The following is a 15,518-nucleotide window of genomic DNA, read 5'->3' as shown; positions in this document are numbered from 1 at the left end:
GACGTCCAAACGCTCGCAACCATCGATTTGCGAGCGTGGGAAACACAAACACAAAACTTACGACCTCCAATAGTGAACCACACATCCGGCCGGTTGTCTCCCCCGGGCCGAACTCGCGCAGGTCAGGGGATGAAATTGGCGTACACACCGGGCGCAACGGGTGCCACGATCCCGTCCGGCGCCCACTGTCAGCCCCGCGTAGGCATTCCAGCGGACGAGCGCCGACCCCGGTCGTCCCGGAACCGGCCACGCCTGACCCTGCACCGTCGAAAACGGCGGGATGCCGATGACCGTGGGATACCCCCCTGTGAGTACTTATCAACGTCCCGCGGTTAATAAGTACTCACGGCTGGGTGGCGGCGAGACGCACGAAGGCCGCCGCGTCGAGGGTCTCACCGCGGGCGGACGGTGCGATGCCGGCCTCGAGCAGTCGCCGCTCCGCCTCCGCGGGTGAACCGGCCCAACCGCCGAGCGCGGCGCGTAAAGTCTTGCGGCGCTGAGCGAAAGCCGCATCGATGACGGCGAACACACGGCGGCGGTGTGCGTCGTCGACGGGCCACGGCGGTTCGGCGTACCGATCAATGCGCACGAGACCCGACTCGACCTTCGGCACGGGCCAGAACACCGCGCGCCCGACGGCGCCCGCGCGCCGCACGGCGCCGAAGAAATTGGCCTTCACGCTCGGCACACCGTAGATCTTGCTGCCCGGGGACGCCGCCAGCCGGTCGGCGACCTCGGCCTGCACCATCACCAGAGCGGTTCGGAGACTGGGAAGTTCGGAGAACAGGTGCAGCAGCACCGGCACCGCAACGTTGTACGGCAGATTCGCGACGAGAGCCGTGGGCTCACCGGGGATCTCGGACGGCTTGACCCGCATCGCGTCCGCGCCGACCACGGTCAGCCGGTCCGCGAGTTCCGGAGCCCGGTCGGCGACCGTGACCGGGAGTCGCGCCGCGAGGTTGGGGTCGATCTCGACGGCGATCACCTTGTCGACGACATCGAGCAGCGCCAACGTGAGCGAACCGAGCCCCGGCCCGACCTCGAGGACGGTGTCCTCGCGTCCCACGCCCGCGGTGGCGACGATGCGGCGGACCGTGTTCGCGTCGTGCACGAAGTTCTGCCCCAGCTGCTTGGTGGGGCGCACGCCGAACTCCTCGGCTAGCGCACGCACCTCGGCGGGGCCGAGCAGTGCGGCCTGACCTCGAGCGACGGGGGGTACTTCGGCTTCGGACACCAGCCGAACTTTAACGCACGCCGAGCCTGCCCGAGCACGACGGCCACGCTCCCCAGCCCTGCGTCTTCTGCGTCTGCGACGCGACGGCGATCTGCTCCTCGCGGGTGGCGAGGTCGGCACGCGGCGCATACTTGAGGCCGCCCTGACGCTCCCACGTGTTCTGGTCGAACTGGACGCCGCCGAAGAATCCGTTGCCGGTGTTGATGGCCCAGTTACCGGTGGCCTCGCACTGCGCGAGCGCGTCCCAGACCGAACCGTTCTCGACGGGCGGCACCTCGGTACCCGGCTTCGCGCCGACGCGGATCACCTTCGGCTGCGCCGGCGTCGTGACCGTCGCGGACACCTGGTTGCGTCCGACTTCCCTGCCGTTGACGGTGTTGACCGCGAACGTGATGTCCTGGACGCCGGGCACGCCCGGATTCTCGAGCACGGTGCGACTCTTGTTCATCGTCGGGTCCTCGATGCGCTGCTCCTCCGGAGCCAGCGGCAACGTCTCGACCTTCGTCTCGGTGCGGTCGCGGGTGACGGTCACGGCCATGCCCTCGGTCAGCGGGGTGTCCGCGGCCGGGACGACGGTGTCGGCCTGCTCGAGCGGCGCGCCGTGCGCGGCGAGGAACTCCCCGACCGTCGGCGCGGCCATGCGCACATCGGTAACCGGGAGCGCGCCGTCGGCGAGCGTGACGACGAGCGGATTGAGCACCTCGAGCGCTGCACCGTCGAGCGGAAGTCGCTGCGAACGGGACGCGGACACGTGGACGTCCTCGCCGAGTTCGAATTGCTTCAGCGCGTCCTCGACGGTGAGCGCGGTAGTCCACACCGTCTTGGGCTGACCGTCCACCGTCAGCGTCACTTCACGCGCGCGGCGCAGCACCACGGTGTCCCCGTCGGACAGGCTCGCGTCACGTTCCGGTGCCACGGCGTCGCGGTCGTTGATCGAGTACCCGGCGTCGGACAGGGCGGCGTCGACGCTCGTGGTCATGGTGCTCAGCGAGATCTTCTCGCCGTCCACGTCGAGTGTGACGGTCTTGTGCCGGACCACGGCCATCACTCCGCCTGCGATCAGTGTGGCGAGAAGCAGGGCCACCACGGTGTAGAGCAGCGGCGAGCGAGCCGAGTTGATCTTCGCGAAGGGCGACATCGTGTTCCTTTACTTCAGACCGTCAGCGGAGTCCGAGCTTGCTGGTGCAGGCGGGCCATGCGCCCCAGCCCTGTGCCGCCTGGACCTTCTCGGCGACGGAGATCTGCTGTTCGCGGGATGCGAGGTCGGCGCGGGCGGCGTACTGGCTGCCGCCGAACGCCTCCCAGGTGCTCTGGGTGAACTGCAGTCCGCCGAAGAACCCGTTGCCGGTGTTGATGGCCCAGTTGCCGGTGGCCTCGCAGTGCGCGATCGAATCCCAGGTGGAGGCGTTGGAGATGGCGAGTTCCTTCACACCGACCTTGACCAGTGCCGGCGCGGGCTCGCGGAGCACCTGAGAGCTGAGCTCCTGGCGTCCGGCCTCGACACCGTTGACGGTCTTCACGGATGCGGTGACGGTGCGCTCGCCGGGAACTCCGGGGTTCGCGACGACGGTCTTGCCCTTGTCGAGCGCGGGATCCTCGACGCGGTTCTCGGGAGGCGCGATGGGCAGCGTCTCGGTGCGCGTCTCGGTGCGATCGCGGGTCACGTGGATCTCGGCGCCTTCGACGACGGGGGCGTCGGCGGGCGGAACGACGGTGTCGGCCTGCTCGAGCGGGGCGCCGTTGGCCGCGAGGAGCTCACCCACGGTGGGGGCTGCCAGTCGGACGTCCGTGAGCGGTGCGCCGCCATCGGCGACCTTGACGAGCTTGGCGTTGACGACCTCGAGCGCGGTACCTTCCAGCGGCAGGCGCTCGGCGCGAGACGCCGAGACGTGGACGTCGTCGGCGAGTTCGAACTGCTTCAGTGCGTCGTCGACGGTGAGGGCGGTGGTCCACACGGTCTTCGGCTGCCCGTCGACCGTGAGGTCGATCTCACGAGCACGCCGCAGCACCACGGTGTCGCCGTCGGAGAGCGACGCGTCGGCCGCGGGAGCGACCGCGTCACGCTCGCTGACGGCGTACCCGGCGTCGTCGAGCGCGCCGCCGACGTCGGAGGCCATCGTCCCGAGCGAGATGGTCTCGCCGTCGACGTCGAGCGTGATGGTCTTGTGCCGCGCCACTGCCAGCGCACCGCCCACGACGAGCGTCGCGAGCAGTGCCGCGACGACTACGTAGAGAAGGGGCGATTTGGCGTTGTTGATTCTGGCTAAAGGCGACACATGAATTCCCAAGGCTGGCGAAGGTTTGATCACGGTACGGTAACGAATCGGCGATGGTCTGGCAACTTTGCCGCTACGACCTGCGTGCGAGATCACGAAAAGGTTGAGATCGGGGACAGTTTTCACTTCACCGCGAAGGATCGCTTCTGGTCCGGACCACGTGCGAAACGCAGTATCTTGCGACATGCACCAAGAAGCCCGGAAGCGACCGGGCACTACTGACTGAGAAAGCTGGGGTTCCGTGCGCAGCAGATCCGATCGACTTCTGAGACTCGTCAGACGTCCGAGAGTGCCCGCGGTGATCGCCGCGCTGACGCTGCTCGTCACACTCGTCGCGCCCGGCCTTGCCGGCGCACAAGAGCCCGCACCGGGCAACAACTACACCATCGCCACCGACATCACGTTCGCCCCGTTCGAGTTCCAGGACGAGAGCGGCAAGCTCGTCGGAATCGACATGGATCTCCTCGCCGCCATCGCCGAGGACCAGGGGTTCACCTACCAGGTCAACGCCGTCGGATTCGACGCCGCACTCCAGGCGGTCACGGGCGGTCAGGCCAACGGCATGATCGCCGGCATGTCGATCACCGACGCCCGCAAGGCGACGTTCGACTTCTCCGATCCGTACTTCGAGTCGGGCGTCCAGATGGGCGTGCTCGAGAGCAACGACTCGGTCACCTCGTACGAGGACCTGCGCGGCAAATCCGTCGCGGTCAAGAACGGCACCGAGGGCGCCACGTACGCGGAGTCCATCAAGGACCAGTACGGATTCACCACCAAGTACTTCGCCGACTCGTCGAGCATGTTCGACGAGGTCCGCACGGGTAACTCGGCGGCCGTGTTCGAGGACTACCCCGTCCTCGCCTACGGCATCAAGCAGGGCAACGGGTTCAAGACGGTCACCGACAAGGTCCCCGGCGCCAGCTACGGGTTCGCCGTCGCGAAGGGCCAGAACGCGCAGCTCCTGCAGGAATTCAACACCGGGCTCGCCAACCTGAAGGCCAGCGGCCAGTACGACGAGATCCTCGACACCTACCTCAACTCGGACGCATCCGACGACGACAACTCGATCCTGGGCCTGATCAAGAGCACCTACCCGCTGCTGCTAGAGGGCCTGTGGCTCACGATCGTCCTGACCGTGGTATCGATCGCCATCGCGCTCGTCCTCGGCGCGATCTTCGGCCTGTTCCGGGTGTCGACCAACATCGTCCTGCGCGGCATCGGCACCACCTACGTCGACGTGTTCCGCGGCACCCCGCTGCTGGTGCAGGCGTTCTTCATCTACTTCGGCATCCCGGCGGCCCTGGACTTCCAGATGTCGGCGTTCACGGCGGGCATCATCACGCTGAGCCTCAACGCCGGCGCGTACATGGCCGAGATCGTGCGCGGCGGCATCCTGTCCGTCGACAAGGGCCAGATGGAAGCGTCGCGGAGCCTCGGCATCAGCTACCTGAAGTCGATGCAGAAGGTCGTGATGCCGCAGGCCGTGCGGACGATGATCCCGTCGTACATCAACCAGTTCGTGATCACGCTGAAGGACACGTCGATCCTGTCCGTGATCGGGCTCGCCGAGCTCACTCAGACCGGGCGGATCATCATCGCCCGCAACTTCCAGTCCTTCAACATGTGGCTGATCATCGGCGTGATGTATTTCATCATCATCATGGCGTTGACGAAGCTGTCGAACCGGCTCGAGAAGAGGATCAACAAGTGACCGAGACACCGGTGACAGAGAACAAGGCCGAGACCGCCGACCCGAAGATCCGGGTGAAGGGTCTGAAGAAGTCGTTCGGCGACAACGAGGTCCTCAAGGGCCTCGACGTCGACATCGCGAGCGGTGAAGTGGTCTGCGTGATCGGGCCGTCGGGCTCCGGCAAGAGCACGTTCCTGCGCTGCCTCAACCGGCTCGAGGACATCACGGACGGCAAGGTCGTGGTCGACGGGTTCGACGTGAGCGACAAGAAGATCGACATCGACCGGGTGCGTCAGCACATCGGCATGGTCTTCCAGCACTTCAACTTGTTCCCGCATATGACGGCGATCGAGAACGTGATGCTCGCGCCCGTGCAGACCAAGCGGGCCTCCAAGGAGGAGGCGCGGGCGACGGCGGTCCGGCTGCTCGAGCAGGTCGGGTTGGCGGAGAAGGCGGACGCGAAGCCGGCGAACCTGTCCGGTGGGCAGAAGCAGCGCGTCGCGATCGCGCGGGCCCTGGCGATGAACCCGGACATCATGCTGTTCGACGAGGCGACCAGCGCCCTGGACCCCGAGATGGTGGGCGAGGTGCTGCAGGTTCTGCGCGACCTCGCGAAGGGTGGCATGACGATGGTCGTGGTCACGCACGAGATGGGCTTCGCCCGCGAGGTGTCCGACCGGGTGATCTTCATGGCCGACGGTTACGTGGTGGAGGAGGGCACTCCGGAGCAGATCTTCGGCGACCCGCAGCAGTCCCGCACCCAGGACTTCCTGAACAAGGTCCTCTGACACGTGAGTGGCGAAGCGTGCCGGGGCACGCTTCGCCACTTACATGGGGTCAGACGGTGGCGCGTTCCTTCGCAACCCACGGAACCTTGTGGCCGAGCAGTCCGTCGACGCCGAACCGGCCCGATCCGACGACGGCGAGCAGCAGCGAGCCGACTCCCAGAGCCAGCACCAGCTCGTAGCCGCCCTCGCTGGCGAAGATTCCCTTGTCGACGTGCACGAGGAAGAAGGCGCCGACCATGTCGAGGAAGAGCAGGATGCCGAAGATCGGGACGGCCGCCCCGACGATGAGCGCGATTCCGCCGATCAGCTCGATCCACGTCGCGAGGAACGCCGAGACGCCGGGAAGCGGAACTCCCATGGCCTCGAAGCCGGCGGTCGTGCCGTCGAGTCCGTTGGTGAAGGCCTTCTGCCAGCCGTGGGCGAGGAAGATGACGCCGATGCCCACGCGGGCGACGAGGATTCCCAGGCTTCGAACTGCGGGGTTGTTCATGGATGTGCCTTTCATCGTGGTGTCCCCGCGCGACCGGGACGACCGTTAGTTGAACAAGCAGCGATCCTAAGTTCTCTAACTTGAAACTTCAACATAGGGCCTTCGGCCCCGTGAGTGGTTGACGAGTCCAGGGACTCGTCAACCACTCACGGGCCGGAGGCCGTACACGCGCTCGGCGGTCGCGGTGGACGCCTTCGCCAGGTCGTCCGGATCCTCGCCACGGATCTCGGCGAGCGCCCGGACCGTGTACGGGAGGCAGTACGGCTCGTTGGGAGCGCCCCGGAACGGGTGCGGAGTGAGGAACGGCGCATCCGTCTCGACGATCAACTGATCCGATGGCACCAGCGGGGCCGCTTCCCGCAGGGCCTTCGCGTTCTTGAAGCTGACGGTGCCGGAGAAGCTGAGGACGTAACCGGCGTCGACGCACTCGCGCGCCATCTCGGCGTCCGAGGAGAAGCAGTGAAAGATCACCGTCTCCGGCGCACCCTCCTCACGCAGCACCTGCAGCAGCGCCTGATCGGCCTCCCGGTTGTGGATCATCAGCGTCTTGCCGAGCCGCTTCGCGAGGTCGATGTGCCAGCGGAAGCCCTCGGTCTGCTCGGGGACCGTGGCGCAGCCGTCGAGTTTCCCGGGCCAGTAGAAGTCGAGTCCCGTCTCTCCCACCGCGACCACCCGAGGATCACCGGCAAGTCGCTCGATCTCCGCCCGGGTCGCGTCGTCGAGCACGTTCGCCCGGGTGGGGTGGATGGCCACGGCCGCGTAGACGCGGGGATCCCAGTGGGCCGCATCGACGGCGAACTGCGCGGCCGCCAGGTCGTCGGCCACCGTGACCACCCGCTCCACCCCGACCGCGGCGGCCCGGTCGACGATCGCCGTGACGCTCGCGGCGTCCGAGGCACCACACGCGTCGAGGTGGGTGTGCGAGTCGACGAGCGGGAACAGCGGCGCGGGGGCTTCCGGGGCGGGACGGTCTTTGCTCATGCGGACATTGTCGACGCCGCCGCCGCACGTGTCACATGCGGTACTTTCTCCCGGACGGGGAGGGAGCCGTGTCCATGACTTCGAGCTCGATGAACGGCCGCGTGATCGCGGTGACCGGTGGCGCGAGGGGAATCGGGAGGGAGGTCGCCCGACAGCTGGCACTGGCCGGCGCCCGGGTCGCGATCGGCGACGTCGACGGCGCCGCCGCCCGCAGGACGGCGGACGAACTCGGCCGGGCGGGCGGGACGGTGGAGGGTCTCGAGCTGGACGTCACCGACACCGCGTCGTTCGCGGCATTCCTCACGGCCGTCGAGGACCACTGGGGCCTGATCGACGTACTCGTCAACAACGCGGGCGTGATGTGGGTCGGCAGGTTCGACGAGGAACCCGAGTCCGCGACGGATCGGCAGCTCGCCGTGAACCTGCACGGCGTCATCCGCGGGGTGAGACTGGCGGCGCCGGCGATGCGTGCGCGCGGCCGCGGCCAGATCGTCACGGTGGCGTCGCTGGCGTCGAAGGTCGCACCCCCCGGCGAGTCGACGTATGCCGCGACGAAACACGGCGTGCTCGGTTACCTGACCGGTGTCCGCGAGGAACTCCGCGGGTCGGGCGTGCAGATCTCGGTGATCATGCCCGCTGTCGTCGACACCGAACTCGCGGCCGGCACGGCGACGGGCGCGGCAAAACTGCTGACGCCGGCCGACGTCGCGAAGACCGTCGTCGCGGTGATCCACCGCCCCCGGTTCGAGGTCACCATCCCCCGGTACGTCGGCCCGCTTGCGCGCCTGGTCACCGTCTTTCCGCAGTTCGCCCGCGACTTCGCGATCCGCCGCATGGTCCCCGACCAGGTCAGGTCCACGAACAAGTCGGCCCGCGCGGCGTACGAGTCACGCACCGTCACCGACGAGGACGGCGCCGGGCAGGCCTAGAACCCGAATCTGCGCGTCACGAAACGGCGGCGCGCAGATAGAGTGGTCGCACCATGAATGCTGCTGATTCCACCGCCTCGCGGCCACCTTTCTATCTGACGACGGCGATCGCGTACCCGAACGGCGTCCCGCACATCGGCCACGCCTACGAGTACATCTCCTCGGACGCCCTCGCACGCTTCAAGCGTCTGGACGGGTTCGACGTCTACTTCATGACGGGAACCGACGAGCACGGCCTGAAGATGCAGCAGACGGCGGCCAAGGAAGGCATCGACGTCCGTGAGCTCGCCGCGCGGAACTCGGACGTGTTCGAGGCCATGGACAAGACGTTGAACATCTCCTTCGACCGGTTCATCCGCACCACGGATGCCGATCACGAAGAAGCCAGCAAGGCGATCTGGCGGAGGATGCTCGACAACGGCGACATCTACCTCGACACGTACTCGGGCTGGTACTCGGTCCGCGACGAGGCGTTCTACACCGAGGCCGAGACCACCCTGCAGGACGACGGTTCACGCCTGTCCACCGAGACGGGCACCCCGGTCGAGTGGACGGAGGAGTCCACGTACTTCTTCAAGCTGTCCGAGTACCAGGACAAGCTGCTCCGGCTGTACGAGGAGAATCCCGACTTCATCGCACCCGCGACTCGCCGCAACGAGATCGTCAGCTTCGTCAAGGGCGGACTGAAGGACCTGTCGATCTCCCGCACGACGTTCGACTGGGGCGTTCCGGTCCCCGACCATCCCGAGCACGTGATGTACGTGTGGGTGGACGCGCTCACCAACTACCTGACCGGCGCCGGATACCCGGACACCGACTCCGAGCAGTTCGGCAAGTTCTGGCCGGCGAACCTGCACATCATCGGCAAGGACATCACCCGGTTCCACACCGTGTACTGGCCGGCGTTCCTGATGTCGGCGGGAATCGAACTGCCGAAGCGCGTCTTCGTGCATGGATTCCTCTACAACAAGGGCGAGAAGATGTCGAAGTCGGTCGGCAACGTCGTCGACCCCGTCGCCATGGTGGAGCAGTACGGCCTCGACGCCGTGCGCTTCTTCCTGCTCCGCGAAATCTCCTACGGCCAGGACGGCAGCTACAGCCACGAGGCCATCGTCACCCGGATCAACGCCGACCTGGCGAACGAGCTCGGCAACCTCGCGCAGCGGTCGCTGTCGATGGTCGCGAAGAACTGCGACGCCCAGGTCCCGACCCCCGGCGAGCTGACCGAGGACGACACGGCGATGCTCGCGCAGGCGGATGCGCTGCTCGGGCGGGTTCGCGCCGAATACGACGTCCAGGCACTGCATCTCGCGCTGGAGGCGATCTGGTCGGTTCTCGGCGAGACCAACCGGTACTTCTCCAAGCAGGAGCCGTGGGTTCTGCGGAAGACGGATCCGGAGCGGATGGCGACGGTGCTGTACGTGACGCTCGAGGTGGTGCGGATCGTCGGCATCCTCGTGCAGCCGGTGATGCCGGACGCCGCGGAGAAGATCCTCGACCTCCTGGGCCAGAAGGCCGATGCCCGGCAGTTCAGCGACCTCTCGACACGCATCGTGGCGGGCACCCCGTTGCCGGCGCCGTCGGGCGTGTTCCCGCGTTACGTGGAGGACTGATCCGTGCGGGGTCCGTTCTTGTCGGACCCCGCATGCACACTCTCCCCATGACGCCGAATAGAACATACATTCGATCTCATCACGGTGGATTCGGGAACGGAGCGCGCGTGTTCGACGACGAAGTGAGCCCCCAGGCCGCCGCGGCGGTCCACACCCTGATGGGTGAGTTGTCGGCCGCGTACGAGCGTGGGTGGCAGCCCGCCGACGTCGTGCATCTTGCGCGGAGATCGAAGGAGCCGTCCGACGCGGCGCTGGCGGCGGCCCTGGTGCTGCACGAGGCGGAGCGCACGCGGGCCGCGCACCGGGCGCCGCGGGACTGGGTGGAGCAACTCCGCACCATCGGCGAGCAGTACCCCGGTGCGTCGCACCTGGCCGGGCGGGTTCCGGTCGACGGTCCCGACGTTCGGGCGCTGGCCGCCGGACTGCTGTTCGAAGACCCGTACCACTCCGTCTACCAGCTCACCGACCTGTCACTGACGTGGACGAATCTGCCCGGCTGGACGGTGCTCGCTCCCCCGCCGTCGACGTGGCCCGTCGTGCGGGTCGCCGACCCGGCCGCGGCCGTGCCGGGCGAGACCGAGGCCGACGCGAAGGTGCTCAACAGGATCCGCGGGCTGCTCGCAAAGGCCGAGGCCACCGATTTCGCGGAGGAGGCCGAGATCTTCACCGCGAAGGCGCAGGAGTTGATGACGCGTTACGCGATCAACGCCGCTCTCCTCCACACCCAGAACGGGGTGGGCAACACGGCGGTGCACAGTCGCCGCATCCACCTGGAGAATCCGTATGTCAAGGAGAAGGTGCACCTCCTCACCGAGATCGGTGACTCCAACCGGGTACGCACCGTGTGGTTCAGCTCTCTCGCCATCGCGACCGTGGTCGGAACCCCCCTCGACCTGCAACAGGTAGACATGCTGTTCACCTCGCTGCTCGTGCAGGCAACGCGCGCAATGCAATTCGCGGACGCCGACAGTCGCAGTGGTTCACGCACCACGTCGTTCCGGAAGGGTTTCCTCGCGGGCTTCGCCAGCCGCATCGGCCAGCGGTTGCGCGACGCCGACAGCCGGGCCACGGCCGAGGCCGCCGACGAGGCGTCGATCGCTGTCGACGATCTGCTGCCGATTCTGGCCACCAAATCCGAGGCCGTCGACGCCGAGTTCGACCGTCTGTTTCCGCGTACCAAGAAGGCGCGCGGCAGGGCTGTCGACGCCAACGGCTGGTACGCCGGACAGGCCGCCGCCGACGACGCGTCGCTGGCTCCCGGAGAGCGTGCCCTCCGGCGGTAGCGCTCGCCGGAGGGCACCTAGTCCTTCCGGGAGGCCAGCACCGTCTCGTAGAGTTCCCGCTTCGACACGCCGGTGGTGGCGACGAGCGCGCACGCATCCTTGAGCCGGGTGCCGTCCGCGACGAGTCGCTCCACCTCGTCGACGAGGTCGGCGGGGTCGGACGCGACGAGAGTGGCGCCTTCCACCACCACCGTGATCTCGCCGCGGACACCGTCGGCGGCCCACTCGGCGAGTTCGGCGAGGGTGCCGCGGCGAACCTCCTCGTACGTCTTGGTCAGTTCCCGGCAGACGGCGGCGCGGCGGGTTCCGCCGAGCACCTCGACCGCGTCTGCCAGGCAGTCGGCGAGCCGGTGCGGTGCCTCGAAGAACACACACGCGCGTTGCTCGGCGACCAGGGCCCGCAACCACGTCTTGCGCTGGCCTTGCTTCCGGGGCGGGAAGCCGTCGAAGCAGAACCGTTCGACGGGCAACCCGGACAGCGCGAGCGCCGTCGTCACCGCCGACGGTCCGGGCAGGCACGTCACCGCCAGATCCTCGGCCACGCACGCCGACACCAGCCGGTACCCGGGGTCGCTGACGGAGGGCATGCCGGCGTCGGTGACGAGGAGAACGGTCTTGCCGGACGCGACGTCGGCGACGAGGGCGGGCAGCCGGGCCGTCTCGACCTGGTCGTAGAAGCTGACGACCTTGCCGGTGATCGTCACGTCGAGAGCAGAGGCGAGAGCTTTGGTGCGGCGGGTGTCCTCGGCGGCGACGACGTCGGCCGTCCCGAGCGCCGTACGCAGCCTCGGCGAGGCGTCACCCACGTCCCCCATCGGTGTTGCGGCGAGCACTAGGCGACCAGTCATGACCCACAGCCTACGATTGCGGCGTGACGATGCTGACGGACGAGCGACCGACGCCCTCCGCACGACAGCCGTCCATGGTCGGACCGGCGCCCCTCGTGCCGCCCCCCGACTTCGGTCCCGTCGACCGCGCCCGCGGCTGGGTGGTCACCCTGTTCGTCACGGCGATCGCGGCGATCACCCGGTTCACGATGCTCGGTTACCCGACCGACGCGGGCACTCCCGTGTTCGACGAGAAGCACTACGCGCCGCAGGGCTGGCAGGTGCTCACCGGCGGCTGGCTCGAGGACAACCCCGGTTACGGACTGGTGGTGCATCCGCCGATCGGCAAACAGCTGATCGCGGTGGGCGAGGCGATCTTCGGCTACAACGGCTGGGGTTGGCGTTTCGCCTCCGCCGTGGCCGGCACGATCATGGTTCTGCTGGTGATCCGCATCGTCCGCCGGCTCACCCGATCCACTCTGATCGGCGGCCTCGCCGGGATCCTGCTGGTCGCGGACGGCGTCACGTTCGTCTCGTCCCGGCTCGGCATGCTCGACATCTTCCTGGCAGTATTCGCGGTCGCCGCTCTGGGCTGCCTGGTGGTGGACCGCGACCAGGTCCGTGAGCGAATGGCCCGCGTGTACGACGAGGGCCGGATCGGCGACAGCGACTGGGGTCCGCGACTCGGGGTGCGCTGGTGGCGGTTCGGCGCCGGGATCATGCTGGGTCTGGCGTGCGGCACCAAATGGTCGGGCGTCTACTTCATCGTGTTCTTCGGGCTTCTCAGCGTCGCATTCGACGTGTCGGCCCGGCGCGCCTACGGGGTGCGTCGACCGTGGTTCGGTGCCGGCGTCCGCGATGTGGGCCCGGCGCTGTACGCGCTGGTCGTCGTGCCGCTGTTCGTGTACCTCGCCAGCTACTGGGCGTGGTTCGCCAGCGAGACGGGTGTGGACCGGCATGCCGTGGGCAACGAGATCGGGACGGGCGGCACCTGGTCGTTCGTGCCGGGCGCGCTCCGGTCGCTGTGGTACTACAGCGGCAACGTCCTCGAGTTCCACGAAGGCCTCACCAATTCGGCGGGCAATCATCACCCGTGGGAGTCGAAGCCGTGGACGTGGCCGATGGGTCTGCGCCCGATGCTGTACTACTTCGCCGAGGGTGATCACGTCACCGGCTGCGGAGCGTCGAGTTGCGTCAAGGCCGTGATGCTCATCGGGACGCCCGCGATGTGGTGGCTGGCACTGCCGATGCTCGTGTGGGCGCTGTGGCAGACCGTGGTGCGGAAGGACTGGCGGTACGCCACCGTCCTCACCGCCTACGGCGCCGCGTTCCTGCCGTGGCTGACCACCCTGGACCGCCAGATGTACTACTTCTATGCGGTGGCCCTGGCGCCGTTCATGGTGATGGGTCTCGCGCTGGTCCTCGGCGACATCCTGGGTAGCGCGAAGGCGTCGTTCGAACGGCGCACCACGGGCCTGCTCGCCGTCTGCCTCTATGTGGGGCTCGTGGTCGCCAACTTCATCTGGTTGTGGCCGATCCTCACGGCCGTCCCGATCACCGCGGACACGTGGCAGCACCAACTGTGGCTCCCCAGCTGGCGCTGACCGCGGAATTATCCCAGCTGGCGCTGACCCCGGAATTATCCCAGCTGGCGCTGACCCCGGAATGAGTCGAGCCGCCCGGGTCCCGTGGGACACCGAGCGGCTCGCAGACTGTTTCTCTAGCGGGACGAAATCCGGTCGCGACGACGTTTGGCCGCCACTCTCCGCATCTCTCTCCGCATTTCCCGGCCGTCGACGATCATCTGGTCGCGGGACAGATCCTTGTAGAGCGAGAAACACAACCCGATCATCACGAGGACGAACGGCGCCGCGGCGATGATCGTCATCGTCTGCAGTCCGTCCAGCGCGGTGTCGCCGCCGGTCCACAGGATGAGCGCGGCGACGCCACCGGTGAGCACACCCCAGAACACGACCACCCAGCGCTGCGGTTCCAGCGAACCGCGCTGCGACAGGGTGCCCATCACCATCGATGCGGCGTCGGCCCCGGAGACGAAGAAGATACCGACGAGGATCATCACCAGGACGGTCGTGATGCCGGTGAGCGGCAGGTGGTTGAGCATGCCGAACAGCTGACCCTCCTGGGTGTCCTGTCCGGCGAGGTCGATTCCGTCACGCTGCTCGCTGATTCCGGCACCACCGAAGATCGCGAACCACACGAGGCTCACGGCGCTCGGCACCACGATCACGCCGACCACGAACTGGCGGATGGTCCGGCCGCGGCTGATGCGTGCCAGGAACATGCCGACGAACGGGGTCCAGGAGATCCACCACGCCCAGTAGAAGATGGTCCACGAGGACAACCATTCGCCGGTCGCCGGATCGGACGACGCTCCGGTGCGGGCCGACATCTGCGCGAGCTGCGCGGCGTAGGCGCCGATCGTGGTGGGCAGCAGGTTGAGGATCAGGACCGTCGGCCCCACGACGAACACGAAGAGGGCCAGGATGACGGCGAGCACCATGTTGGTGTTGGAGAGCCACTGAATTCCCTTCGCGACACCCGACACGGCGGATGCCACGAACGCGAGGGTCAGCAGGGCGACAATGGCGACCAGCAGGAACGTGCTGACCTCCGACATCCACCCGACGACCTGGAAACCGGACCCGATCTGCAGTGCGCCGAGGCCCAGCGAAGCGGCGGTGCCGAACAGCGTCGCGAAGATCGCGAGAACGTCGATGAACTTGCCGATCGGCCCCTCGGCGCGACGGCCGAGCAGCGGGATGAAGGCGGAGCTGAACAGCTGCTTGCGACCCTTGCGGTACGAGCCGTACGCGATCGACAGTCCGACAACCGCGTACATCGCCCAGGGGTGCAGGCTCCAGTGGAACATGGTGGTGGCCATCGCAGTTCCGATGCCACCGTTGGAACCCGGAGGGGGTGTCACGTAGTGCGCGAGAGGTTCGGCGACACCGAAGAACATCAGTCCGATGCCCATGCCGGCGCTGAACATCATCGCGATCCAGCTGACCGTCCGGAACTCGGGCTTCTCGCCGTCCTTGCCGAGCGGGATGTGACCGAACTTGCTGAACGCGAGCCACAGTGAGAAGAGGACGAATCCGGACGCCGACAGGACGAACAACCAGCCCATGTCGGTGACCAGCCAGTCGAGTGCCTTGCCGGTCGTGGAGTCGAGATTGTCGGGGGCCACGAGCCCCCAGACGACGATTGCCGAGACCGCGGCGGCAGCGGCGGAGAACACGACTTGGTCGGTGCGAACACCGACCCGTTTGAGCCCTCCGCCGACGCTCGCGTCGGCGGTCTCGGAACCTTGATCAGGCAGATCAGTATTCATTGCCATGAACAACTACGTTGGTCATTTTCGATGGTAAAAGCAAGCTAGCCCATCG

General features: G+C 67.3%; 13 protein-coding genes. 6 read left to right on the top strand and 7 right to left on the bottom strand.

Translation table 11 applies throughout. The features are described from left to right. Positions 1 to 343: 343 nt before the first annotated feature. From rsmA to RHA1_RS27665, 3 genes are read right to left on the bottom strand one after another with little or no spacing between them, the layout of a single operon-like run. Positions 344 to 1,234 (bottom strand): 16S rRNA (adenine(1518)-N(6)/adenine(1519)-N(6))-dimethyltransferase RsmA, encoded by an 891-nt coding sequence (gene rsmA, locus RHA1_RS27675; protein WP_011597804.1) that lies wholly within the window; start codon positions 1,232 to 1,234, stop codon positions 344 to 346. A gap of 10 nt (positions 1,235 to 1,244) precedes the next feature. Beyond that, complete coding sequence (locus RHA1_RS27670) at positions 1,245 to 2,372, bottom strand: resuscitation-promoting factor (RefSeq protein ID WP_011597803.1); 1,128 nt, start codon at positions 2,370 to 2,372, stop codon at positions 1,245 to 1,247. Positions 2,373 to 2,394: 22 nt separating this feature from the next. Continuing rightward, positions 2,395 to 3,510, bottom strand: coding sequence for a resuscitation-promoting factor (locus tag RHA1_RS27665; RefSeq protein ID WP_011597802.1), 1,116 nt, complete (start codon positions 3,508 to 3,510; stop codon positions 2,395 to 2,397). A 241-nt stretch (positions 3,511 to 3,751) separates the two neighbouring features. Between RHA1_RS27665 and RHA1_RS27660 the strand changes: the two genes are divergently transcribed. Together RHA1_RS27660 and RHA1_RS27655 are read left to right on the top strand one after the other, a co-directional pair. Beyond that, positions 3,752 to 5,221 carry an amino acid ABC transporter substrate-binding protein/permease gene (locus RHA1_RS27660; RefSeq protein ID WP_011597801.1) on the top strand — a complete coding sequence of 490 codons (1,470 nt, stop codon included), beginning with the start codon at positions 3,752 to 3,754 and terminating at the stop codon, positions 5,219 to 5,221. Next, positions 5,218 to 5,988, top strand: a complete 771-nt coding sequence (locus RHA1_RS27655; protein ID WP_009478922.1) for an amino acid ABC transporter ATP-binding protein — start codon at positions 5,218 to 5,220, stop codon at positions 5,986 to 5,988. The genes RHA1_RS27660 and RHA1_RS27655 overlap by 4 nt, the downstream gene beginning before the upstream one ends. A 49-nt stretch (positions 5,989 to 6,037) precedes the next feature. On the opposite strand, the gene RHA1_RS27650 is transcribed toward RHA1_RS27655, so the two are convergent. Both RHA1_RS27650 and RHA1_RS27645 read right to left on the bottom strand, forming a co-directional pair. Then, the gene (locus RHA1_RS27650) at positions 6,038 to 6,478 is read right to left on the bottom strand and encodes a DoxX family protein (protein WP_050787400.1); all 441 of its coding nucleotides are present in this window, start codon (positions 6,476 to 6,478) and stop codon (positions 6,038 to 6,040) included. Between the two features lie 138 nt (positions 6,479 to 6,616). After that, positions 6,617 to 7,459 carry a TatD family hydrolase gene (locus RHA1_RS27645; protein WP_005255429.1) on the bottom strand — a complete coding sequence of 281 codons (843 nt, stop codon included), beginning with the start codon at positions 7,457 to 7,459 and terminating at the stop codon, positions 6,617 to 6,619. Positions 7,460 to 7,494: 35 nt separating this feature from the next. Here RHA1_RS27645 and RHA1_RS27640 point away from each other — a divergent pair, with 35 nt between their 5' ends. From RHA1_RS27640 to RHA1_RS27630, 3 genes are read left to right on the top strand one after another with little or no spacing between them, the layout of a single operon-like run. After that, positions 7,495 to 8,388, top strand: a complete 894-nt coding sequence (locus RHA1_RS27640; protein WP_050787399.1) for an SDR family oxidoreductase — start codon at positions 7,495 to 7,497, stop codon at positions 8,386 to 8,388. A gap of 53 nt (positions 8,389 to 8,441) precedes the next feature. Continuing rightward, positions 8,442 to 10,001, top strand: a complete 1,560-nt coding sequence (metG, locus tag RHA1_RS27635) for a methionine--tRNA ligase (RefSeq protein WP_009478919.1) — start codon at positions 8,442 to 8,444, stop codon at positions 9,999 to 10,001. A 47-nt stretch (positions 10,002 to 10,048) separates the two neighbouring features. Continuing rightward, entirely contained in the window at positions 10,049 to 11,284 is a 1,236-nt protein-coding gene (locus tag RHA1_RS27630; RefSeq protein WP_050787398.1) for a DUF2786 domain-containing protein, read from the top strand. Positions 11,285 to 11,301: 17 nt separating this feature from the next. Here the strand turns inward: RHA1_RS27630 and rsmI are convergent, their stop codons facing one another. Then, the gene (gene rsmI / locus RHA1_RS27625) at positions 11,302 to 12,132 is read right to left on the bottom strand and encodes a 16S rRNA (cytidine(1402)-2'-O)-methyltransferase (RefSeq protein WP_011597796.1); all 831 of its coding nucleotides are present in this window, start codon (positions 12,130 to 12,132) and stop codon (positions 11,302 to 11,304) included. 74 nt (positions 12,133 to 12,206) lie between these two features. On the opposite strand from rsmI, the gene RHA1_RS27620 reads away from it, so the two are divergent. Further along, a complete protein-coding gene (locus RHA1_RS27620; RefSeq protein ID WP_041812488.1) occupies positions 12,207 to 13,715 on the top strand; it encodes a dolichyl-phosphate-mannose--protein mannosyltransferase in 1,509 nt (502 codons plus the stop codon). A 116-nt stretch (positions 13,716 to 13,831) separates the two neighbouring features. On the opposite strand, the gene RHA1_RS27615 is transcribed toward RHA1_RS27620, so the two are convergent. Further along, positions 13,832 to 15,463, bottom strand: a complete 1,632-nt coding sequence (locus RHA1_RS27615) for a BCCT family transporter (protein ID WP_371113087.1) — start codon at positions 15,461 to 15,463, stop codon at positions 13,832 to 13,834. Positions 15,464 to 15,518 lie beyond the last annotated feature (55 nt).

The sequence above is a fragment of the Rhodococcus jostii RHA1 genome (genome assembly GCF_000014565.1).
GTDB classification, from domain to species: Bacteria; Actinomycetota; Actinomycetes; order Mycobacteriales; family Mycobacteriaceae; genus Rhodococcus_F; species Rhodococcus_F jostii_A.
This window is presented reverse-complemented; position numbering and strand designations above follow the sequence as displayed.

Excerpts from the sequence above, each read along its gene's own strand:
- RHA1_RS27630 (WP_050787398.1), top strand. The coding sequence starts at position 10,049 with ATGACGCCGAATAGAACATACATTCGATCTCATCACGGTGGATTCGGG.
- rsmI (WP_011597796.1), bottom strand. The coding sequence starts at position 12,132 with ATGACTGGTCGCCTAGTGCTCGCCGCAACACCGATGGGGGACGTGGGT.
- RHA1_RS27670 (WP_011597803.1), bottom strand. The coding sequence starts at position 2,372 with ATGTCGCCCTTCGCGAAGATCAACTCGGCTCGCTCGCCGCTGCTCTAC.
- RHA1_RS27620 (WP_041812488.1), top strand. The coding sequence starts at position 12,207 with ATGGTCGGACCGGCGCCCCTCGTGCCGCCCCCCGACTTCGGTCCCGTC.
- RHA1_RS27640 (WP_050787399.1), top strand. The coding sequence starts at position 7,495 with ATGCGGTACTTTCTCCCGGACGGGGAGGGAGCCGTGTCCATGACTTCG.
- RHA1_RS27645 (WP_005255429.1), bottom strand. The coding sequence starts at position 7,459 with ATGAGCAAAGACCGTCCCGCCCCGGAAGCCCCCGCGCCGCTGTTCCCG.
- RHA1_RS27615 (WP_371113087.1), bottom strand. The coding sequence starts at position 15,463 with ATGAATACTGATCTGCCTGATCAAGGTTCCGAGACCGCCGACGCGAGC.
- metG (WP_009478919.1), top strand. The coding sequence starts at position 8,442 with ATGAATGCTGCTGATTCCACCGCCTCGCGGCCACCTTTCTATCTGACG.
- RHA1_RS27650 (WP_050787400.1), bottom strand. The coding sequence starts at position 6,478 with ATGAACAACCCCGCAGTTCGAAGCCTGGGAATCCTCGTCGCCCGCGTG.